Here is a 21,436-nt window from a genome sequence, read left to right as displayed (position 1 = left end):
AATTAAAGCATTGGTGTTTCAGCAGGTGGTGTCAGTGCCGAATCTTCAACGATGGTCACTTTCGCGTGGTTACTTAGACGGATTTGACCCGACGTTACCACTACATCACCTGGTTTCACGCCTTCTAGAATATGCGCGATGTCTTTAGTACGTTCGCCCACTTTTACCACGTGTTGCTTAACGCGTTTTTCACCGTCTTCTTCAGTTACGATGTACACGTTGTCGCCATATAGGGTAAAGGTGATAGCCGTTTGTGGCAGTGTTACTTGGTTATCTAACTTCGGTAGAATGATGTTTGCACGAGCGAACATACCACTACGAAGTTTGCCATCGCTGTTTGGAATGTCAGCTTGAACTTGGATCAGACCACTTTGAACGTTAACCGCAGGCTCGATAGCAGAGATAGAACCTTTGAATGGCTTATCAGGGTAAGCATCAACAAAGATGTCTACTTCTTGGTCTAGCTTGATGCGAGAGATGTCTGTTTGAGGCACGGTGAAACGCAGGCGCATTACCGATGTGTCTTCAAGACGTACGATGTCAGTACCTGCTTGTAGGTATTGACCAAGATAAACGTTACGAATACCAACTACACCAGCGAAAGGCGCTTTGATTTCACGGCGGTCGATGGTCGCTTTAAGACTTTCGATATCCGCTTTCAGTGAGAAGTAGTTTGCTTCTGCTTCGTCATACGCTTCTTTAGAGATAGAACCTTTCTTGAAAAGGCCTTGGTAGCGTTTGTACTTAGCTTGAGCCGCTGGCAGTTTAGCTTGAGAGCTCTTGAGGTTTGCGATTTCTACTTCAGAGTCTAGAAGAACCAAAGGTTGGCCCTCTTCAACTTGAGTACCAGAGTCGAAAGAAATCTTATCGATCACACCGCTGGTTTCGTTCGCAACAGTGACACCTTGGTTAGGTTCAATGAAGCCGATCGCCTCGATAACAGGAACCCAATCAACCGCTTGTACTTCTGTTACGGTTACTGGGAATTCTGGTTCCGGACGATTCGCCATGTATTCAGCAATTTTCTGTTGCTTGAATAAGTTGAAACCTATCACGCTTCCGAACAGAAGAATCGCGATAAGTAACATAAAGAAAGTCCACTTTTTCATTCTATTAAGAACTCCAAGTTAGTGTTTAATAATTGCATCCCAGCTGGCTTCAACGGCTGCTTCCAACGCGTCTTCATCCAACTGATAAAATCCCAAAGCATGTTTTCTAGCAAGCGCAACACTAGCTTCGAAACTTAACCCTGAAAGAATTTCGTTATCGAGAGGTTTAAATACCCCTTCCACTTTGCCTTGATTAAAAAGACGATCTACTTGGGCAAACATTTGCCTTTCAAGTTCCCGAGTACTTTTACGATTTCCACAAGGCAGTGATTCATATTGGACACGATTACTTAAGGTGTCTAAATTTGATCCAGCAAGGTGCCAAATATTGAGCCACATAGTGCGGTAACGCTCTTTCAGGGGCATATCGTCATGAACATCCGCTTGAACGGCCTCCGCGATACGTTTGGTAACGGTAAGGCGGACTTCTTCTAAAAGATGTTCTTTATCTGAGAAATATCGATAAATCGTGCCTGCTGCGACACCTGCTTCAGTTGCGAGCTTTTGCATAGATAGACCATGAAAACCCGATTCAGCAATTAAGCGTTCGGCAGCTGCGATGATTTGCTCGTATTTATCTCCAGTAGTGTTATAGGTCATAACCACACCACCAAATGAATGAACGTTCATTCATTATAGCGCAAAGACTGGTCAGTTATGCAACAAAATGTTGCAACTCTCTGTGTAAAAATTACGTGAAAATGACCGTAGCTTTCACACACTCACCCCTTTATCATAGGCGCCACTATTTCCACCCGCAGAGAATTTTTATGAAGCTGAACCCCAGACAAGACGAAGCCGTTAAGTACGTATCAGGCCCATGCTTGGTGCTAGCGGGCGCTGGTTCGGGTAAAACTCGTGTTATTACCAATAAAATCGCTTATTTGGTTCAGCAGTGTGGCTACAAGGCACGCAATATTGCTGCGGTAACCTTTACCAACAAGGCGGCACGCGAGATGAAAGAGCGTGTTGGCCAAACGTTAGGTAAATCTGAATCGAAAGGTCTGATGGTCTCGACGTTCCACACGTTAGGGTTGAACATCATCAAGCGCGAGTACAAGCACCTTGGCTTGAAAGCGGGCTTCTCATTGTTTGATGATCAAGACCAGCTCGCGCTACTCAAAGAGCTAACAGAGAAGCAGCTTGATGGTGACAAAGACTTGTTGCGCCAACTTTTGAGTTCAATCTCGAACTGGAAGAACGACATGCTGACACCGGAGCAAGCTAAGGCGCTGGCTCAAGGTGAGCAACAACAGCTGTTTGCGTTCTGCTTCGAGATGTACCAAAAGCAGATGAAGGCGTACAACGCGCTTGATTTTGACGACTTGATTTCCCTACCCGTGCAACTGCTGCGTAATAACGAAGAAGTGCGCCAACGCTGGCAAAATCGCATTCGTTACTTATTGGTGGATGAATATCAAGATACCAACACCAGCCAATACGACTTGGTTAAGCTCATCGTTGGCGAGCGCGGTCGTTTAACTGTTGTAGGCGACGATGACCAATCCATCTATTCATGGCGTGGCGCTAAGCCGCAAAACTTGGTGTTGCTTGGTGAAGATTATCCAAATCTGCGTTTGATTAAGTTGGAGCAGAATTACCGTTCCACTAGTCGTATCCTGCGTGCAGCTAACATCTTGATTGCGAATAACCCACACGTGTATGAGAAATCGCTGTTCTCAGAAATTCCTGACGGCGAAAAGCTCAAAGTGTTGCTGGCTAAAAATGAAGAGCATGAAGCAGAGCGCGTAACAGGTGAATTGATTGCGCACAAGTTTCTAAACCGCACCGAATATAAAGACTATGCGATTTTGTATCGTGGTAACCACCAATCGCGTTTGATTGAAAAGTCACTGATGCAAAACCGTGTGCCATACAAACTGTCTGGCGGCACGTCTTTTTTCGCTCGAGCAGAGATCAAAGACATCATGGCTTACCTACGTGTGTTGGTGAACCCAGATGATGACAACGCATTCCTACGTATTGTGAATACGCCGCGTCGTGAAATTGGTCCCGTGACTCTAGAAAAACTGGGTAGCTACGCCAATATGCGTGGTAAGAGCTTGTTTGAAGTCAGCTTTGAAATGGGACTAGAGCAGCACCTAACCGGCCGTGGCTTAGAGAATCTACGCCGTTTCACGCAATGGTTGGTAGCTATTGCTGATCAAGCTGAGCGAGGTGATACGGTTGAAGCGGTGCGTTCGCTTGTACGTGATATTCATTATGAAGATTGGCTATACGAAACGTCAGCAAGCCCGAAAGCGGCTGAAATGCGTATGAAGAACGTTTCTGACCTTTATTCTTGGATTGTGGCCGATCTAGAAGGCGACAACTACGACCAAGAAGAGAAGACGCTAAAAGAGGTGGTTCAACGTCTTACCCTACGCGACATGATGGAACGTGGTGAAGAAGATGAAGACAGCGATGCGGTTCAATTAATGACACTGCACGCTTCGAAAGGCCTCGAGTTCCCGTTCGTGTACTTGATTGGTTCGGAAGAGGGCATTCTGCCGCACCAAACCAGTATTGATGAAGACAACGTTGAAGAAGAACGCCGCCTAATGTACGTGGGTATTACCCGTGCGCAGCGCGAGCTGACTTTTACCATGTGTAAGGAACGTCGACAGTTTGGTGAATTGATCAAGCCGACGCAAAGTCGCTTCTTAGATGAGCTGCCATTTGATGACGTTGAATGGGAGGTAAACAAAAAGCCAGTATCGGCAGAAGAGCGTATGGCAAAAGGCCAAGCACACATCGCCAATATTCGAGCAATGTTTAAGAAGTAATGCAGCGTTGTGACGACTAACTAAAAACAAAAAGGCTTGCCATATGGCAAGCCTTTTTCGTTGATGTCTTTATTATAGACCTTCAATCATGTGGTCGATGGCTGCGATGATTTCGTCGTCAGAACAGTCCATACACGTACCTTTAGCAGGCATCGCATTGAAGCCTTGGATTGCATGGTTGGTCAGCACGTCTTTGCCTTGTGCAATACGTGGTGCCCAATCTGCAGCATCACCAGTTTTCGGCGCGCCGTTCACGCCAGATGCGTGACAAGCAATACAGAAAGTACCGTAAACTGACGCACCATCACGTGGACCAGTTGGCTCTGCTTTTACTGGTTCTGCTCCTGCAAGATAAACATCACCGACAGGTTTGATGCGTTCTGCGATCGCATCGTATTCAGTTTGGCTGATGTCAGAAGCTAAAGCTGCCGTAGAGAAAGTTAAGGCAGCGAACAAAACGCTAATCATTCGTCGAGACATATCCATTAAACCCACTTCACATTCCCGAGGTAAGTGACTTACCTATTTATATAGTTAGAGTATTTAGAGCCGTTGGAGAAAGTTTTACGCGATTGCTTCTATAGTGAGCAGAAAACCTTATCTAACGGTCTAGAGTGATTAAACAACCAAGTTGCAGCTGTTAAATCAATGTAAATAATGGGTGATTATATCCTGATAACTTGTTGCAATAAACAACAAGTTATCCATGACAGGGCGTGAATCACATCAAAAATTCTCTTTAAAGGCAGATAACTGTCGAAAAAGAGACCAAACGAGAAAAAAAGTAAAAAAAGTACTAGACGGCATAGTGTGATATCCGTATTATTCCTCTCCGCCGATGGGGCATGCGCCCGTAGCTCAGTTGGATAGAGCGTTGGCCTCCGGAGCCAAAGGTCGAAGGTTCGAATCCTTTCGGGCGTGCCATTCCGGAATACAAATCAAAGGCACGAACATAGTGGTGGCTATAGCTCAGTTGGTAGAGCCCTGGATTGTGATTCCGGTGGTCGCGAGTTCGAATCTCGTTAGCCACCCCATTATTTCGGTAACTCATTAAGTTAATGAAGTTTCCAGTTTTGATTCAGATATCCCAAGAGTCGAAACAAAATTCGTCGGTGAATAGCGCAGCTTGGTAGCGCATCTGGTTTGGGACCAGAGGGTCGGGGGTTCGAATCCCTCTTCACCGACCACTATTTAGTTTATGGCTATAATAAAGCGGTAAACAGCAAAAATTGATGGTGGCTATAGCTCAGTTGGTAGAGCCCTGGATTGTGATTCCGGTGGTCGCGAGTTCGAATCTCGTTAGCCACCCCATTAATTAATGGTGACTTCTTAGTTGAAGTATCCTGTCTGATTTGAGAGAATCAGCAAATACAGTTCGGTGAATAGCGCAGCTTGGTAGCGCATCTGGTTTGGGACCAGAGGGTCGGGGGTTCGAATCCCTCTTCACCGACCACTATTTAAAGCCTCGGTCGAAAGACTGGGGCTTTTTTACGTTTGAAATTTAGAGTGTTGGGACCAGAGGGGCGTGGGCTGGAGCGCCAGTCCGATCGAACCTCTCTTCACCGACCACCATTAGAAAGCCTGCTTTTTAGCCTGTCTCTTGATCACAAGTCTAGTGATCAAGAGACATTGCGAGTTCGTAGCCTTCAAGGATGGTTTGTAGTTTAAACCATCCTTCCCAAAGTGCCTTTATTGAAGCTCTGCCCGTCCTCTTGGTATCTTTCCAACCGCCTAATTTAGCGAGATTCTTGTACGCCCAGCCCATATCCGGCGTTTCTTTAGGTAACGTCTTACTTTCTAGTTTCAACCACAGCAGCTTCCAAGCTTTTTTGCCCAAGACCTTTTCACAACTTTCTGTTGATAGCTCATCAACCTCTTTAATGAAGCGTAACGCCAATAAACGTGTCGCAACAAAGGCATAGATGACACTTAACCTCTCTAAGTTACCTTTACTTTGGAGTCTTAGTGACTCCACATCCGTACCTTCACTTTTCCAGACTTTATGGAAGTCTTCAATCAGCCATCGACGCTCGTAATAACCGATAATTCTCATGGCGTCTTCAGCGTTGTTTACTGGCTCCGACGTCAAGAGGTGCCATGCTAACTTGTCTTTTGATGTCCCTTGCTCAAGGCAACCAACATAATAAACAGGTATGCCTGCGTGCTCCTTTTTGTTTGCTGGAGCCTTTAATGTCACCTGACCATATTTAACATCAAGATTTACATCTCTCGCTTTTCTTCCTCCTTTTTGGGGGATGGTAAGCTCTTTTGTCTGGACGCTTGGTAACGCTTGCGCATAGTCGTAAAGCTTTTGAGCGTGCTCTTCTAGACAGCGGCTTTGCATTGAACGAACGACAAAACGCTGCTGATGTTGACGTTTATAAGTTAAGTATTCGAATAGGTCAGCTTCTCGGTCACAGACCGAGATAACATCTAACATCTTATCCCCTAGGCGCTCAACGACACGGCGAGAAGCTTGCTCCCATTTGTAACTCTCTTTCTCCTCGTAAGGACGAGTCGCGTGTTGGTGCTTTTGCCCACGCTTAGTAATATCTCGGCTCCATCGTTGTTGCTCTATAAGACCAACAATGGTCTGACTTTGTGGTGCAAAAAGTAACGTCGAATGTACATGGAGAGCTCGAATTCTGTCGCCTTGATTCGTGTGCCCGAGTTCATCTTTTATACTTCGATGAGGAAAACAGAGCGTTGTTGTATCTTCAAGCGCGAGTAATTCCTCATGCTCGTTAGCTCGAGATACCGTTGATTGAAAACCTGCTTCAGCGATGTCTTTTGCATCGATGTTTTCATTGCGGATAAAGCGATATGCCCCTTCCATATCGGCGGGAGAAAAAGGAAGTTTAGCCACGGAGACTCCTGGTTGATTAGCAATGGAAGTCGCTAAACTGATGAGGCGTTGTGTTCTTCGAGGGTCTTTAAGTTGTGCTTGTCCAAATTGTTCTTGTGCCCAAAGTTTAGCGTCTGAGTGTGTCATCTTAGTGTTTCAGTAAGGATTCTTAAGTGATCAGAGCGCACACACGTTAAAGAGTTCAAAAAAATCCCCAAGCTATAAGCTTGGGGATTTGTGTATAAGAGACAGGCTTTTTAGCAGGCTTTCGTCGTTTTAAAGCCCCAGTTGAAAGACTGGGGCTTTTTTACGTTTCTCATCCTCAAAAGCTCTCACTTCATTTTCAATTCCACCAAAATGTACAGCTCTGGGAGCTTTTGACCACCCATGATCCAAATGCTTTTCAAGCTGATAAAAGAAACCCCAGCACGGTGGCTGGGGCTTTGTATTTCTTGAGTTAAGCGTTTTATTGAGCGAGCGTTTTTAGAATTTCGTTTAACTCAACCGTCTCTTTCACTTCATAGTTTGGCTTGATATCGGTTGGATTTGCTGTGCCTGCTTCGTTAACCCACACACTCAGAATGCCCATGTTGTTGGCACCCGCAATATCGGCTGGTAGAGAATCACCAATATGAATCGCTTCTTCTGGTTTCGCGTCAACAAGGTTGAGTGCTTTGTGGAAGATACTTGCAGCTGGCTTCTCTTCGGGCTCTTCGCCACCAACGATAATGTGATCCACCCATTCACTCATTTGTGTCGCTTTGAGCTTTGGATGCTGGGAGAAGATAGGGCCGTTAGTGATTACCACCAATTTGTAGTGTTGGCGTAGCTCAGTCAGCATTTCCTTCACGCCTGGGAAGAAGGTAAAAGCACCCATTCGAGCTGAATCGAAGAAGCTTTGTGCCTGCTGCGCTTGTTCTGTATCGATCTCGATACCTTGTTCTGCCAAGATGGTTTGGATTAAACCGCAGCGGAACGCATTTTCATCTGGCAGTAGAGCAATAAGCTGAGGGAATTCGTCGTTTAGCTTCTTATACACACCTTGTAAGTAGCGTTGCACGAAGGCCGTGGAGCTAGCGACCTGAGGGTAAGTTTGAGCAATCCAATCGGCAAACTCTTGTCCTGCTACTTTATCGGCTTGAGATGTGCCACATAAAGTCTCGTCCATATCAAAAAATATCGCTTTAAGCACAGGGGCTCCTTCATTCACTACTCGACGTTAGAGTTTGATTATCTCTTATCTCACTCAAAATAACAGTGGAAAGCGTAAAACTGATGGCTGATCTTCTCTTTTCCCCCACCAAAGCCCCCTGTTCAGAGAGCGTTTTCAATCGATAGAAAATTAGCTTAATCACAAAATCGCATAACTGACGCATAACCTAGGTTAGGTGACAGATTTCATTTGTTTTGCAGATCTGCTCACGTTTTCACCTCTATGTGTGTAGGGGAATTTTGGCTTTTTATGTATGCAGACTATTTTGTTAGTAACATTTTATGTCGAAAAATCCCAATAAGAACGGAATATTGTTTGGTAAATGTTAATGTTGGCGTGTGAATAATAGGGATACTATCAATAGTGAGTTTATGCGTAAATTTAGAGCATTTTTCTGTTTTTATTGGTGCGTAACGCACAAAAATGGTGTGCTATGAAAATGGTTAAATACTTGTTAATGCATTTCCATTCGCTCATTGTGCGTGTAAATAATGTTTTTTAGGCGGAATATACTTTAATTGTTGCTTTTTTGTGTAATTTTTGCCAAATTGTCTCCGCATTAAGATTTCAGAGTATTATTCTGAATTTGAACGGATTCATTCAGGTGATGAATGGCGCTTTCATTGCGCGATTCGATACCACAGACAAGGCAGTAGAGGTCTGAAATGTCACTATTAGAGGTGAAAAACCTTCGTATTGAATATCCATCCCGTCACGGTGTCCATGCGGCCGTGAAATCGCTTTCTTTTCATATCGATCGTGGCGAAATTGTGGGTGTTGTTGGCGAATCAGGTGCGGGTAAATCCACCGTTGGTAACGCCGTTATTGATTTGCTTAGTCCTCCGGGTCGTGTTGCCAGCGGCGATGTGTACCTTGATGGAGAGAAAATTTCTGGCTTGACGCCAGAAGCGATGCGTAAGGTTCGCGGCTCTAAGATTGGCTTTATCTTTCAAGACCCAATGACCTCTCTTAACCCTCTATTTACGGTTGAGCAACAATTGAAAGAGACTATCCACGCCAACATGAAGGTGTCGGATGAAGAGGCGTATCAACGCGCGCTTTCTCTTATGCAACAGGTTGGCATTCCGCAACCTGAAAACCGTCTTAAACAGTACCCACACCAATTCTCTGGCGGTATGCGTCAGCGTGTGGTTATTGCTATTGCACTGGCTGGTGAGCCAGATCTGATCATTGCCGATGAGCCAACTACGGCACTCGACGTATCAATCCAAGACCAAATCTTAAACCTTATCCGTGAACTGTGTATCAAGAACAACGTAGGTTGTATGTTGGTGACGCACGACATGGGTGTGGTTTCAAACGTGACTGACCGTGTAGCAGTTATGTACCGTGGTGATTTGGTTGAATTTGGCCCAACCGCTAAGGTATTGGGCGATCCTGATCACCCATACACACGCAGCTTGATTTCTGCGGTTCCTCGTTCTGACATAAAACTCGATCGCTTCCCGCTAGTGAGCTACATCGAAGAAGCAACAGAGCTACAAGAACTGGATATCAAGAACCACTGGCTAGGCCAAAGCCAAGACCAACGCGAGTACACCGGCCCTCTATTGGATGTGAAGAACGTAAACCTACGCTTCGTGACCAAAGATTCGTTGTTTGAAAGCCGCCGCGAATACGTGCAGGCCTCAAACAATGTCAGTTTTGAAGTGCACGAAGGGGAGACGTTTGGCTTGGTGGGCGAATCTGGCTCAGGTAAATCGACCATCGCACGTGTGATTGCAGGTTTGTATGAACCAAACTCAGGCCAAGTAAGTTTTGAAGGCATTGACTTAACGGCACTGAAATCAGAAAAAGCGCGTCGTCCACTGCGTCGTCAAATGCAGATGGTCTTCCAAAACCCATACACTTCAATGAACCCGCGTATGAAGATTTTCGACATCATCGCGGAGCCAATTCGTTTCCATAAGCTCACTAAGAATGAAGCGGAAACGCGTCAGATTGTGAATGACCTGCTTGATCACGTAGGTTTGGGCAAAATGGCGGGCGTGAAATACCCTCATGAATTCTCCGGTGGTCAGCGTCAGCGTATTTCTATTGCGCGTGCACTGGCGACCCGTCCTCGACTACTGATTTGTGACGAACCGACATCAGCGTTGGATGTATCGGTACAGGCACAAATTCTGAACTTGCTAAAAGATCTGCAAAGTGAGCTCAACCTCACCATGCTGTTTATCAGCCACGACTTACCGGTTATTCGCCAAATGTGTGACCGAGTGGGCGTGATGCAGATGGGTACGCTACTGGAAGTGGCGCCAACTGAGCAGCTATTTACCGCTCCTCAGCATGAATACAGCAAGAAACTGATTTCTCTGATGCCTGAATTCACAGGTTTGAGAGAAGAAATCAAAACGGCATAAACCAAGTTTTTCGCTTGGCTGACCATCAAGGTCAACAAACCTTAGTCATAACAAAGACGCAAACACAACAAGGGATTCGAATTCCCGCATGAAGGAGTTATGCAAATGAAAACCATGAAAAGCAAATTAGCAGTGGCGCTAATGGCAGCGGGCCTAAGCTTTAACGCAATGGCAGCAGATATCAAAGTTGGCTACGCAGCTGACCCTGTATCGCTAGACCCGCATGAGCAGCTATCAGGCGGTACGCTGCAAATGTCACACATGGTATTTGATCCACTAGTTCGTTTCACACAAGACATGGACTTTGAACCTCGTCTAGCAGAAAGCTGGGAACGTGTGAACGATACAACGGTACGCTTCAAGCTACGCCAAGGTGTTAAGTTCCACTCTGGTAATGACATGACGGCGGACGACGTAGTATGGACTTTCGAACGTCTACAAAGCTCTCCAGATTTCAAAGCTATCTTCGACCCGTACGAAAAAATCGTGAAGGTTGACGACTACACAGTGGATCTAGTGACTAAAGGTCCTTACCCACTTGTCCTGCAAACGGCGACTTACATCTTCCCAATGGACAGCAAGTTTTACTCTGGTAAGACAGAAGATGGCAAAGACAAGTCTGAGCTAGTGAAGCACGGTAACTCATTTGCATCGACTAACGTATCTGGCACGGGTCCATTCATTGTGACTTCTCGTGAGCAGGGCGTAAAAGTGGAATTCGAACGCTTCAAAGACTACTGGGACAAAGAGTCGAAAGGTAACGTAGATAAACTAACGCTTGTACCAATCAAAGAAGACGCGACTCGCGTAGCAGCGCTACTTTCTGGCGGCGTTGACATGATTCACCCTGTTGCGCCAAACGATCACAAACGCGTGAAAGATGCAGACGGCATCGACCTAGTAACGCTACCTGGTACTCGTATCATCACGTTCCAACTAAACCAAAACAGCAACGAAGCACTGAAAGACGTTCGCGTTCGCCAAGCGATTGTTCACGCAATCAATAACGAAGGCATCGTGAAGAAAATCATGAAAGGCTTCGCAACGGCGGCTGGTCAGCAAAGCCCTGCAGGTTACGTAGGTCACGATGACAAACTGGTTCCTCGCTACGATCTGAAGAAAGCGAAAGAACTGATGAAAGAAGCGGGCTACGAAGATGGCCTAACGCTAACGATGATCGCGCCAAACAACCGTTACGTGAACGATGCGAAAGTAGCGCAAGCGGCGGCGGCAATGCTGTCTAAGATCGGCATCAAGGTTGATCTGAAGACGATGCCAAAAGCGCAATACTGGCCAGAGTTCGACAAGTGTGCGGCAGACATGCTGATGATCGGTTGGCACTCAGATACGGAAGATTCAGCGAACTTCAACGAGTTCCTAACCATGACTCGTAACGAAGATACTGGTCGCGGTCAGTACAACTGTGGTTACTACTCAAACCCAGAAATGGACAAAGTAGTTGAAGCTGCGAACGTAGAAACGGATCCAGCGAAGCGTGCAGAAATGCTGAAAGGCGTAGAAGCAACACTATACAACGACGCAGCATTCGTACCGCTACACTGGCAAAGTGAAGCGTGGGGCGCGAAGTCTAACGTGAAAGCGGCAGACATCGTTAACCCAATGGTAATGCCTTACTTCGGTGACCTAGTGGTTGAATAATCACGGTTAGTCGATTTTGAGGAGGGATGGATGTCCCTCCTCAACTTAAAGCACTCGACTCAGTTTTGTTTCAGTCGGACTGAGTTGGTTTTACAGACTGAATTTTCTCTCTGAATAGAGATCTATGGATAGTTAAGGGGCAAGGAATGTTTTCGTTTCTGGTCAAGCGCCTGTTTCAGGCACTGATAGTGATGTTTGTGATCAGTTTGGTGGCGTTTGCCATTCAGGATAACCTGGGTGACCCGCTGCGTGAGCTTGTAGGTCAGTCGGTTTCAGAAGCGGAGCGTCAAGCGCTGCGTGACGAACTGGGCCTGAACGATCCCTTTATCACAAAGTACACTCGCTTTGTGGGCAATGCGCTACAAGGTGATTTAGGTACATCTTACTTCTTCAAGCGACCTGCGGTTGAGGTAATTCTCGATAAGCTGGTGGCGACGCTAGAGCTCGTGTTTGGTGCGACGCTCATTATCATTCTTCTCTCAATTCCTCTTGGGGTGTACTCCGCGATTCATCCGAAGAGCATCTTTACCAAATTTGTTATGGCGATGAGTAGTGTCGGTATCTCGATTCCGGTGTTCTTAACCGCGATCATGCTGATGTACGTCTTCTCCATTGAGCTAGGCTGGCTGCCTTCCTACGGGCGGGGTGAAACGGCTAATGTGCTCGGTTGGGAATCAGGCTTCTTTACCATTGATGGTATCAAGCACTTGATTCTACCTTGTGTGGCACTGGCTTCGATCATGTTGCCGCTGTTCATTCGTTTGGTACGTTCAGAAATGTTGGAAGTGCTGAGCTCGGAATACATCAAGTTCGCCAAAGCAAAAGGCCTGAATTTAAACAAAATTTATTACCAACATGCACTTAAGAACACCATGCTACCTGTTCTGACGGTGGGCGGTGTGCAGATTGGTACCATGGTAGCTTACACCATTCTTACTGAAACCGTGTTCCAGTGGCCGGGTACGGGCTTTCTTTTCCTTGAGGCAATCAACCGTGTAGATACACCGTTGATCACTGCTTACGTTATCTTTGTTGGTCTGATTTTCGTGGTAACCAATACCATTGTTGATTTGCTGTACGGCATCATCAACCCGACAGTGAACCTAACTGGAAAAGGAGCTTAACCATGAGCCAATCAAATGTAACGGCCGCTCCTGAAGCAGTACCGTCAGCGTGGCAACGTTTTAAAAACTCAGATTTCTTGTACTACTTTAAGCGCGATAAAGTCGCGATGGCCAGCTTCACCGTATTTATGGTGTTTTTGGTGTTGGCGATTGCTGCCCCTGTACTGGCACCAACCGACCCTTATGATCTCACGTCCATCGATATCATGGACTCGGAATTGCCGCCTGCTTGGATGGAAGACGGTGACGAGCGTTTTGTGTTAGGTACCGATGAGCAAGGGCGCGATATTTTATCGACCATTCTGTATGGCTCTCGCCTGTCTTTGACCATCGGCTTTCTTGCGGTTGGTCTTCAGTTGGTGCTGGGCATCATCATTGGTTTGTCTGCTGGTTACTTCGGCGGTCGTATCGATAGCTTCTTGATGCGCTTTGCAGACGTACAGTTGTCGTTCTCGACCATGATGGTGGCGATCATCGTCTCGGCAATCTTTAAAGCCAGCTTTGGCAGTGATTTTTACAGTCAATATGCAGTGGTCATGCTGGTGGTGATTATCGGCGTGGCAGAATGGCCGCAATACGCACGTACCATTCGCGCTTCGGTATTGGCAGAGAAGAAGAAAGAGTACGTCGAAGCGGCGCGTGTGATGGGCTTTAAAGCGCCTCGCATCATGTTCCGTCACATTCTGCCGAACTGTCTATCTCCAATCTTGGTTATCTCGACAGTACAGGTAGCGAACGCAATCATGTCGGAAGCGGCACTGTCATTCCTAGGCTTAGGTCTTCCGGTAGACCAACCATCTCTAGGCGCGCTAATCAGCATCGGCTTTAACTACATCTTCTCTGGTGCATGGTGGATTACGGCCTTCCCAGGTATCGTGCTAGTAACGCTGGTACTGGTTATCAACCTATTAGGTGACTGGTTGCGTGACGTGTTTAACCCGAAAATCTACAAGGGTTAATCACTAAATACGCACCTATACGTTGCCTATTTCATAAAATTCTTTCTAAACTGAGAGCCGGATGCAATTCCGGCTCTTTTTTTGCTTATCACTTTTTATTCATGTTTTATTGACGCTTTGTCGCGATAATTTCATCACCTACTGTTCAGAGTGAAGCGTATGGAAATGAAGAAGGCACAACAATCCTCTCGTATCGTCCAATCCGGCTTGAGCCTTGGATTGCTGTTGGCGTGCGCCCAATTTTCGACACCGGTATTCGCGGAGGGTTTTCTTTGCCAAGCCTCTCAAGCGAGTAACAAAGAACTGCCAGTACTTGAGCAATCTTGTCCGATCGGGAAAGGGGTATGGGGAAAGAAAGTGCCGCAGGGAGGCAATGATTTCTTCTGGATTCAATGTGGTTTGTTGCCAAAACCGATGTCTTTAGCCAAAGCCAAGCCGATCTACGGCAAAATCACCACCGATGTTTGGATGAAGCCAGAGCAAAAAGGCTACCGATGTCTTATTGGTCCTTATACTGAATTTGCCAAAGCCTCGCAGGATTTACAACGAGTCAAAACCTTGTCGACCTATAAAGAAGCCTTTATTCGTGTGGTTGGCAAAGGTACGTCAGAGTCAGTGAAGCAAACTAAGCCGATGCCTGCCGCGAAGGCAAAGCCTGTGGCCCCTGTTGCTCCTGTAGCCGCGACTCGCCCGAATACGGACGCTTTCAAAGCTAAAGAGGCGCCTGCGAAAGTCGCGTCCAAGCCAAAGCAGCCAGAACCAGTTGCCGCTAAGTCAACTAAGGTGACTAAACCAGCTCAACCAATTATCAAGAATGACAACGTTGAAGTGCGTTTGAAAACGGTATTGAAGGGCAAGACATTTGTGGTGCCGTATTTAATCGAGAACAACAACCAGTTCTATATGGAACATGGAAAACCATGGAACCGCTTAAACTATGTGAGCTCGAAAAAGGTATGTCAGCAACTAAGTATGGACTTGGCGAGCGTCTCGGAATTCAAAACGCTGCGTGCATCTGGAGTGATGGAGAAAAACAACTGGCCGCTGCAGTTGCCTTACTGGGGTAAAGATAAGAAGGGCTTGTTTGCCGACCGAGAACCGAATCAGCTCACGGGTACATCCTTACTCAATGTGATTTGTGTGAAGTAATTAAACAGATACAAAAGAGCCCCGCTTGAGCGGGGCTAATTATATGGTCCGCCTCACTCTCAAGCCCTACGCTTAGAGTAGGCTCTCAGAACGAGGTGAACCATATGTCTACCATTCACATCTTAGGTATCGATTTAGGCAAGCACTGCTTTCATGCGGTTGGTAACAATCACACTGGCAAAGACGTTATTCGCCGTAAGTTTAGTCGAATCCAACTACTTCGTTTCTTATCTGTACTTGAACCTACCATCATCGCTTTTGAAGCCTGTGGTGGTGCTCACTGGCTTGCGAGAAAGTGTGAAGCCTATGGGCATCGAGTTCGACTTATCCCGCCTCAATATGTAAAACCTTACGTCAAAGGTAACAAGAACGACTTTATTGATGCAGCTGCGATAGCAGAAGCAGCGAGTCGACCAAGCATGAGATTTGTCTCTGCCAAGTCAGAGGAAGCTCAGGTAATCGCAGCTATCCATCGAGTGAGGGATGGTTATATCAAAGAACGAACGGCTTGTATGAGCCGAATTGGAGCAATACTACTTGAGTTTGGGCTGAGTTTTCCTAAAGGCCATGCCAAGATGAAAGCGCTATTTCAGTGGTTGGCCGAGCAAGATATAAAACTACCACCGAGTCTGGTCGCTGAGTTGCTCTCGATTCATGAGCACTATAAATACCTAAATGAGCAAGTATCTACTCAAGATAGAAAACTGAAAGCAATTACTGAAAATAATGAAAATGCCGAGCTTTTGAAGAGTATTCCTGGTATTGGTGATTTAACAGCAACGCTGTGTGTGGCTAATATCAGTTCTCCTTCAAACTTTGGTGGAGGTCGCGAGATGGCTGCATGGCTAGGACTCGTTCCAAGGCAGTATTCAACGGGTGGCAAATCAAAGCTATTAGGCATGAGTAAACGAGGGAACAAACACCTTCGCGCTCTATTTATACATGGAGCGAGGTCCGTGCTATCTAGGATAGAAACAACAGGAAAAGTGTTTGGAGATTGGTTAGTCAATTTACGAGCAACAAAGCCGTTTAATGTAGTGGTAGTCGCACTTGCCAATAAGCTAGCAAGAATAGCTTGGGCGGTGTTGTACCACCGCCAAGCTTTTAAGGCTGTATAGCCATAACCAAGTTTGCAACGCCAATGAACGTGATGACAAAAACGGTCGATCGGCCAGATTAGTAACCTGATACAAAAAATAGCACCTAGTTGCTTTGGGGCTTTTAAGGATAATCTGGCGCGGATATCATCGTGGAGCGGGAAGTTAATGTTCCCAACGTGGACTCCGAATACATTAGCGCAAACCAACTCCGTTATTACTAAATTGTAGTTGCAATAACGGGGCGGACCATACATTTTTGCGGCCTCAAATAGAGGAGCTATTTGAGTTGGGTTTCCTTGTGGCAGTTAGCGCAACAGTATACTTCTTTGATGCCTTTGCACTTTTCCCAGAACGTTCTGCGTCGACGATGCAGATGAATCTGGCTACAACAAGGTTTCGATAGTACTTGTTTGTCTTGACTCATTAGTCTTCAATCAGAGGTAGTGATTCCATCACTTTTTCCATTGCTTCTTGAGAGTGTGAGTACAGACCGAACTCTGGGGCTGATACCCAACCGTTTTGTTCAACGCTTGAGTTGATGCCGATGTAGAAGTCACCAAACTTACGGTTCACGTTACGCTGGCGAGTTTTGTAATCAGAATCTGAGCCTGTTTCTTCTAGAATCAGAGTTTCGCGGTTTGTTGTGCTATCTAGAGAGACTGTCCAGTTACCTGGAGTGTAAAAGCCTTCTGGTTTGATAGACTCGTACTCGTAAGCACCGTTAGCGTACTCAAACTTACCTGCAGCATAAAATAGCTCAGTCTCGTCTTGAGCAACGGTCTCGCTCTCTACCGTCATATCAAATTCAACCTTACCGTTTGCGACCTTTTCGCTCACTGATAGTGCTTGTGCGAAAGGAGCATCGGTTGAATCAAACCAGAACAACTCATCACCATCGATTTTCACAAGGATTTGGTAGTCGCCTTGTGTGGTTTTGTTTTGGTAAAGCATTTCGTACTCAGAACCTTCATCGTCGTACAATTTGCCGTCTTTGATCTCTACGTCCCAACAATCTTTGTTTTGGTAAGCCGCGTAGTTTGGTAGCTTGTCCAGTTTGGCCAAAATCGCGTATGGGTCGTACTCTGATTCCCAAGAGTTGCTTAGGTTATCGCTGATGTTTGCCGAGTATTCTTCGCCTTGCTCATCATCGTTTGAACCCCAACACCATAGTAGGCCTTCGGCATCTTTCATAAGAATCGCATGGCCGATTTCGCCATCGTTACGTGCGAAGCTGCCCATTTTTGCCGCTTTGCCGTTAAAGTGGTCGATAGTGAAGCCTAGCGTTGGAACGACTGGCGGCGGCGTAGCGCCTTCTTTCACTTCTGGCAGTTTGAAGGTGACGCGAGTTTTACCATCTTCGTTATCTTCTACGCTAACGGTAAAAGTTTGGCCTGCAGCGTAAGCTTTTTCTGGTGTGCCTTCGATAGTGATGATTGCGTTGTCGTCTTCATCGATAGACAAGCCGTCGATAGAGATCGATTCAGCAGAATACTCTTCTAGTTGGCCATCTTCGTCTTTAAATAGACCAGAGATATCAATAGTTTGATCGAAAGCTTCACCTTGTTGTAGCTGCCAGCCATCAACGATACTTTGAAGGCGTTTTTGCTCCTCTTCAATGATGGTTGGCGCTTGGTTCGCGGTTTCGATATCCAACTCGAATACTGTGCTTACAGTAGCAAGTGTTTTGCCTGAAGAGTCTTTATCTTCAGCTGTTAGGATGATTTCAAACTCACCAGCTTTGGTGACTTCAGCCGCTGGTGAAAGAACCAATTGGTTACCTTCGATGCGAGCTTCGATACCTGTACCAGCAAGGTTGTGAGTCAATTTAGGTGTGACAAGGTTTTGGTCTTTGTCTTTGAATAGACCTTCAATGTTCAGCTCTACACCATCAAAACCTGCGCCTTTAACGATCTCAGGTAGGTTATCTAGCTTATCTTCTGCCGCTTCTTCAACGTCTTCGTTAACCACAAGCTTGTTGTTGTATACCGGAACCGGAGACAGTTCGTTGCTGTTTGGAGTCGAGTCTTCAATCACTGGTTTGTTGTTCACATCCGTGATTTGCTCTTGTGTCATTTCGCCTACGATAGCATCCGCTTCTTTAGCGAATTCAGTTGCTTTCTTCTCGTAGTTTACTGGGTTTTGCGCTTTTGACTCAGTCAGAATCTGAGCGGTTTTATGTAGCTCGGCGCTTTTATCTACACCCGAAACGAAGTCACTGTACAGATCGATAGGTGCTTCTTCTGTACCACCAAGTGCTTGGCTTACTTTTGCTGCCGCTTCTTCTTCTGTCAGCGAGGTGTTGTTTGCCATCTCAATCGCGACAAGGTCTGTGATTGGTGAAATAACGTTAGACGAGTTTGGTGCGCGGAAAACCAGTTCGTGAGCCATCGCTTGGCTTGGGTGATCCATATCTACAGTGTAAGTACCCGCGTAAGTCGGATCTAAAGCGATAAGCTGTTTCTGTTTCGCGCCGTTCGGTGTGATGGTTTGTAGAGCCAGAGTTGTCTCTGGTTTTGCTTTGATTTTAAGCTGACCTTTCTCATCGGTTAGACCAAGGAATGTATCATTGGTGTCCCATTGGCCATTGTTGTTCAGATCTTCAAACACAACTGCATTTTTGAAGTAGCCATCAAAGCCTGTGATCACTACGCCAGCATTACCGCCGTTTGAACCACTACCTGAACCACCACAACCTGTTAGCGCGATAGCCACTGACGCTGCTAGTAAACTCACCTTATTCATTGTTTTAATCCTTGTTTCGTTTCCGAATGAGAAAGTCGCTTTTTATTGTTTTATCTTCAAATCTCACTAGTGAGATTGGAAAAGCAGCGCATTTTGGATCGTTTTTGGAAGCAGCTTCAAGATACGAAAAACCGAAAAAAAACCGTAAAAAAACTTTGAATATTTTTTGCTGGTTAGATTAACTGTTTTAATTGTCAATAAGAGTGCTAATTATGGAATACAAAGACTTATTTTGAGTTTTTAGTTAATTTCTGAGTGGTTTTTGTCCCAATCGGATCGTGATAAATCATATTGATTTTAAACTCTTCAACTTCACTGGCGTATTGAGGAAGTGGGCGCAAAATGTAGCTATACGTTTCGCCGTGGAGAAATACATCATTGGGATGATAGTCATTGTTAAATATGACAAATGCGTACGTAGACAATTTAGGAGCCGTCTGACAATCGGCCTTATCGGAGTAGGAGATGATATCACTGAACATACCTTCTCCTGCGATGATCGAGACATCCCAAAATGGGCACATCTCATGACCAAATAGGTCGCTGTATGACGTCACTACGTTGAGATCCGAGTCAAAGCTGTCATACCACTCACCATCTTGAGCGAAGCTTCGGTCAAAAATGTAGTTGCTAGCGGTAGCAAGGCGATAACCTCCCGCAGTAGGGATAAGCAAATCAAATAGTGTGGATTGATATAGCTTCTCCCCTGTATTGACGTTCAAGCGTTCTTCCATTGAGCGTTTGTTCTTTTGCATGGTGTAGCTTTCGAAACGATTATCATCGAAAACGGTAATGAAATAGTTTTCGGTCTCTTTATGCACGCGTGAGGTGTAGACCTTTTTCGTGGTCCAAATTTGTTGTGAGCCGTTTGCTTGCACGATTAATGATTCATCGCTGATCTGATATTGACCGACTTTTTTTAGTTCATGCTCTTCAGGACAACGAGTTTTGTTGTTGGAAGCCGCATAAAAGACCTCTTCTTCGATAAATTTAAATGCCTCGCAGTACACCACTTCATAGGCGTACTTTTTCCCACCAAGTAATGTTGTGGATTCAAGGCGATACACAATGCCATCGAGCAGAGGGTGTTCAGTATCATTTTGTTCTTCGGCTACTGCTGGCAGTTCAAAGCGCGTGGTAACCCAAGCATGGTCTTCTGTACCATGATGGTCATCGCGCGCAGATACCGCTAAGTAAGTGGTTTGGTCGAACGCTTTTGGTGCGCCTTGCAACATGATCTGCCCTTGATTGAGAACACTCAGTCCATTGGCGTTTTCCAACCAGATTCGGGTTGTGAGAAGGTCACCCTCGGGGTCTTCAAACAATTGATCCAATCCCAATGAGTAGTTGATGGGGTTGTTTTGCGTCAGCTCCCAACCAAAGATGATGGTTTGTAATTGCTGCTCTACCGCAAGGTTAATGATCGGTTTGCCATTGTTAGTCGCATCATTGTTTACGTTGCTACTCACGTAGGTCTGAGTCAGGTCCCCGGAGTAATTGACCACCGATGATCCAAAAGCATCTTGAACCTGTTCAGGTTGATCTGACAAGGTCGATTCGAGTGCTTTTTCAAAGGCAAGATCGTTGTTTCTCTCTAGTACAGAGGAGGTTAAGGCTTGCTTCACTTCAATCAACGAAGTGCTCTCACCTTGGGACGTTTTTCTCTTATCTAGGCCACTTTTTGTGGAATCTATATTGGCAGCCGCAGCGGCTGTTTGTTCATCTGAAAGCCAGTAGCTTGCTATCAAGCAGACACCCAGTGCGCCTGCAATCCAGTATTTTTTCGTCATGATATTACGCGTGCGCCATTCTTGATTGCAGCCAACTGCGCGAGAACTTAAGGTCTTTTTCAATCAAACTGGCGCTGCATTCGAGCAGTTCACAGATCTCTTGGTTTTTCATGCCCATCAGGTACTTGAGCTTTAGCGCGTTGGATTGGCGCGGATAGCGCACACTAAAGTTGTCGAGCGCTTTGTCCATGATGATGAGTTGCTCGAAACGATCTTCCTCCTCCTTCATCAAGGTGATGTGTTGTCGCTTCTGCGCTTGATGGGCGCGTGCATTGTCGATCAGGATCTGGCGCGTCACTTTGGCTGCCATTAAGAAGAAATCACGCTTGGTTTCAATCTCACTCATGTCGCAGCTAGACATTTTTAAATACGCGTCATGGATCAGAGCGGTGGTGCTGTTTACGCTATCGGCCAGTACCTTGTTGTCGGTGCCGTATTTCTCTGCGTTGCGCTCACGTTCTTGCTGAGCAATCTTACGCAGTTGTAGGTAAGCGAATTGGTACAACTCACTTTCCGCTTTTTTATCGCCGGCTTGCCACTGCTGGATAATTTGCGTCAGGGTAGATTTAGAAGCCATGG

Annotated in this window: 15 protein-coding genes and 5 tRNA genes; 12 read left to right on the top strand and 8 right to left on the bottom strand. The window is 45.9% G+C overall.

Translation table 11 applies throughout. The features are described 5' to 3' along the window. Positions 1 to 2: 2 nt before the first annotated feature. Together vmeC and KJB05_RS17935 are read right to left on the bottom strand one after the other, a co-directional pair. On the bottom strand, positions 3 to 1,109 hold the full coding sequence (gene vmeC / locus KJB05_RS17940) for an efflux RND transporter periplasmic adaptor subunit (protein WP_208446394.1): 1,107 nt from the start codon (positions 1,107 to 1,109) through the stop codon (positions 3 to 5). Positions 1,110 to 1,127: 18 nt separating this feature from the next. Then, positions 1,128 to 1,709 (bottom strand): TetR/AcrR family transcriptional regulator, encoded by a 582-nt coding sequence (locus KJB05_RS17935; RefSeq protein WP_009705429.1) that lies wholly within the window; start codon positions 1,707 to 1,709, stop codon positions 1,128 to 1,130. A 170-nt stretch (positions 1,710 to 1,879) separates the two neighbouring features. On the opposite strand from KJB05_RS17935, the gene rep reads away from it, so the two are divergent. After that, positions 1,880 to 3,895, top strand: a complete 2,016-nt coding sequence (rep, locus tag KJB05_RS17930) for a DNA helicase Rep (protein WP_009705430.1) — start codon at positions 1,880 to 1,882, stop codon at positions 3,893 to 3,895. Between the two features lie 72 nt (positions 3,896 to 3,967). Here the strand turns inward: rep and KJB05_RS17925 are convergent, their stop codons facing one another. Beyond that, positions 3,968 to 4,381, bottom strand: a complete 414-nt coding sequence (locus KJB05_RS17925) for a cytochrome c5 family protein (protein ID WP_005434644.1) — start codon at positions 4,379 to 4,381, stop codon at positions 3,968 to 3,970. A 361-nt stretch (positions 4,382 to 4,742) separates the two neighbouring features. Here KJB05_RS17925 and KJB05_RS17920 point away from each other — a divergent pair. The 5 genes from KJB05_RS17920 (at position 4,743) to KJB05_RS17900 (ending at position 5,348) form a co-directional block, all read left to right on the top strand. Further along, positions 4,743 to 4,819 (top strand) — tRNA-Arg (locus tag KJB05_RS17920). Between the two features lie 34 nt (positions 4,820 to 4,853). Next, positions 4,854 to 4,929: transfer RNA gene (locus tag KJB05_RS17915), tRNA-His, on the top strand. Positions 4,930 to 5,005: 76 nt separating this feature from the next. Beyond that, positions 5,006 to 5,082 (top strand) — tRNA-Pro (locus KJB05_RS17910). Positions 5,083 to 5,130: 48 nt separating this feature from the next. Beyond that, positions 5,131 to 5,206: transfer RNA gene (locus KJB05_RS17905), tRNA-His, on the top strand. A 65-nt stretch (positions 5,207 to 5,271) separates the two neighbouring features. Next, positions 5,272 to 5,348 (top strand) — tRNA-Pro (locus KJB05_RS17900). A gap of 159 nt (positions 5,349 to 5,507) precedes the next feature. Here the strand turns inward: KJB05_RS17900 and KJB05_RS17895 are convergent. Continuing rightward, positions 5,508 to 6,887, bottom strand: a complete 1,380-nt coding sequence (locus tag KJB05_RS17895; RefSeq protein ID WP_213053097.1) for an IS4 family transposase — start codon at positions 6,885 to 6,887, stop codon at positions 5,508 to 5,510. Positions 6,888 to 7,206: 319 nt separating this feature from the next. Then, on the bottom strand, positions 7,207 to 7,932 hold the full coding sequence (locus KJB05_RS17890; protein WP_208446417.1) for an HAD family hydrolase: 726 nt from the start codon (positions 7,930 to 7,932) through the stop codon (positions 7,207 to 7,209). A 686-nt stretch (positions 7,933 to 8,618) separates the two neighbouring features. Here KJB05_RS17890 and KJB05_RS17885 point away from each other — a divergent pair. From KJB05_RS17885 to KJB05_RS17860, 6 genes are all read left to right on the top strand, one after another. Next, the gene (locus tag KJB05_RS17885; RefSeq protein ID WP_005434636.1) at positions 8,619 to 10,334 is read left to right on the top strand and encodes an ABC transporter ATP-binding protein; all 1,716 of its coding nucleotides are present in this window, start codon (positions 8,619 to 8,621) and stop codon (positions 10,332 to 10,334) included. Positions 10,335 to 10,439: 105 nt separating this feature from the next. Continuing rightward, the gene (locus KJB05_RS17880; RefSeq protein WP_038877076.1) at positions 10,440 to 11,993 is read left to right on the top strand and encodes an ABC transporter substrate-binding protein; all 1,554 of its coding nucleotides are present in this window, start codon (positions 10,440 to 10,442) and stop codon (positions 11,991 to 11,993) included. 146 nt (positions 11,994 to 12,139) lie between these two features. Continuing rightward, complete coding sequence (locus KJB05_RS17875; protein WP_005434633.1) at positions 12,140 to 13,117, top strand: ABC transporter permease; 978 nt, start codon at positions 12,140 to 12,142, stop codon at positions 13,115 to 13,117. 2 nt (positions 13,118 to 13,119) lie between these two features. Further along, on the top strand, positions 13,120 to 14,076 hold the full coding sequence (locus KJB05_RS17870; RefSeq protein WP_208446418.1) for an ABC transporter permease: 957 nt from the start codon (positions 13,120 to 13,122) through the stop codon (positions 14,074 to 14,076). A 159-nt stretch (positions 14,077 to 14,235) separates the two neighbouring features. Further along, positions 14,236 to 15,225 carry an SPOR domain-containing protein gene (locus tag KJB05_RS17865; RefSeq protein WP_208446419.1) on the top strand — a complete coding sequence of 330 codons (990 nt, stop codon included), beginning with the start codon at positions 14,236 to 14,238 and terminating at the stop codon, positions 15,223 to 15,225. Between the two features lie 104 nt (positions 15,226 to 15,329). Next, the gene (locus KJB05_RS17860; RefSeq protein WP_213053086.1) at positions 15,330 to 16,343 is read left to right on the top strand and encodes an IS110 family transposase; all 1,014 of its coding nucleotides are present in this window, start codon (positions 15,330 to 15,332) and stop codon (positions 16,341 to 16,343) included. Positions 16,344 to 16,748: 405 nt separating this feature from the next. Here KJB05_RS17860 and KJB05_RS17855 read toward each other — a convergent pair whose 3' ends face one another. From KJB05_RS17855 to KJB05_RS17845, 3 genes are all read right to left on the bottom strand, one after another. Beyond that, on the bottom strand, positions 16,749 to 19,067 hold the full coding sequence (locus tag KJB05_RS17855; RefSeq protein ID WP_208445551.1) for an acid phosphatase: 2,319 nt from the start codon (positions 19,065 to 19,067) through the stop codon (positions 16,749 to 16,751). A 227-nt stretch (positions 19,068 to 19,294) separates the two neighbouring features. Next, positions 19,295 to 20,857 carry a hypothetical protein gene (locus KJB05_RS17850; RefSeq protein ID WP_208445550.1) on the bottom strand — a complete coding sequence of 521 codons (1,563 nt, stop codon included), beginning with the start codon at positions 20,855 to 20,857 and terminating at the stop codon, positions 19,295 to 19,297. A 4-nt stretch (positions 20,858 to 20,861) separates the two neighbouring features. Beyond that, a complete protein-coding gene (locus KJB05_RS17845; protein WP_208445549.1) occupies positions 20,862 to 21,434 on the bottom strand; it encodes a sigma-70 family RNA polymerase sigma factor in 573 nt (190 codons plus the stop codon). Positions 21,435 to 21,436: the final 2 nt, after the last annotated feature.

This window comes from Vibrio sp. B1ASS3 (assembly GCF_905175355.1).
In the GTDB taxonomy this organism is placed as follows: domain Bacteria; phylum Pseudomonadota; class Gammaproteobacteria; order Enterobacterales; family Vibrionaceae; genus Vibrio; species Vibrio owensii.
The sequence above is the reverse complement of the archived record's forward strand: the minus strand, read 5'-3'. Positions and strand labels throughout refer to the sequence as shown.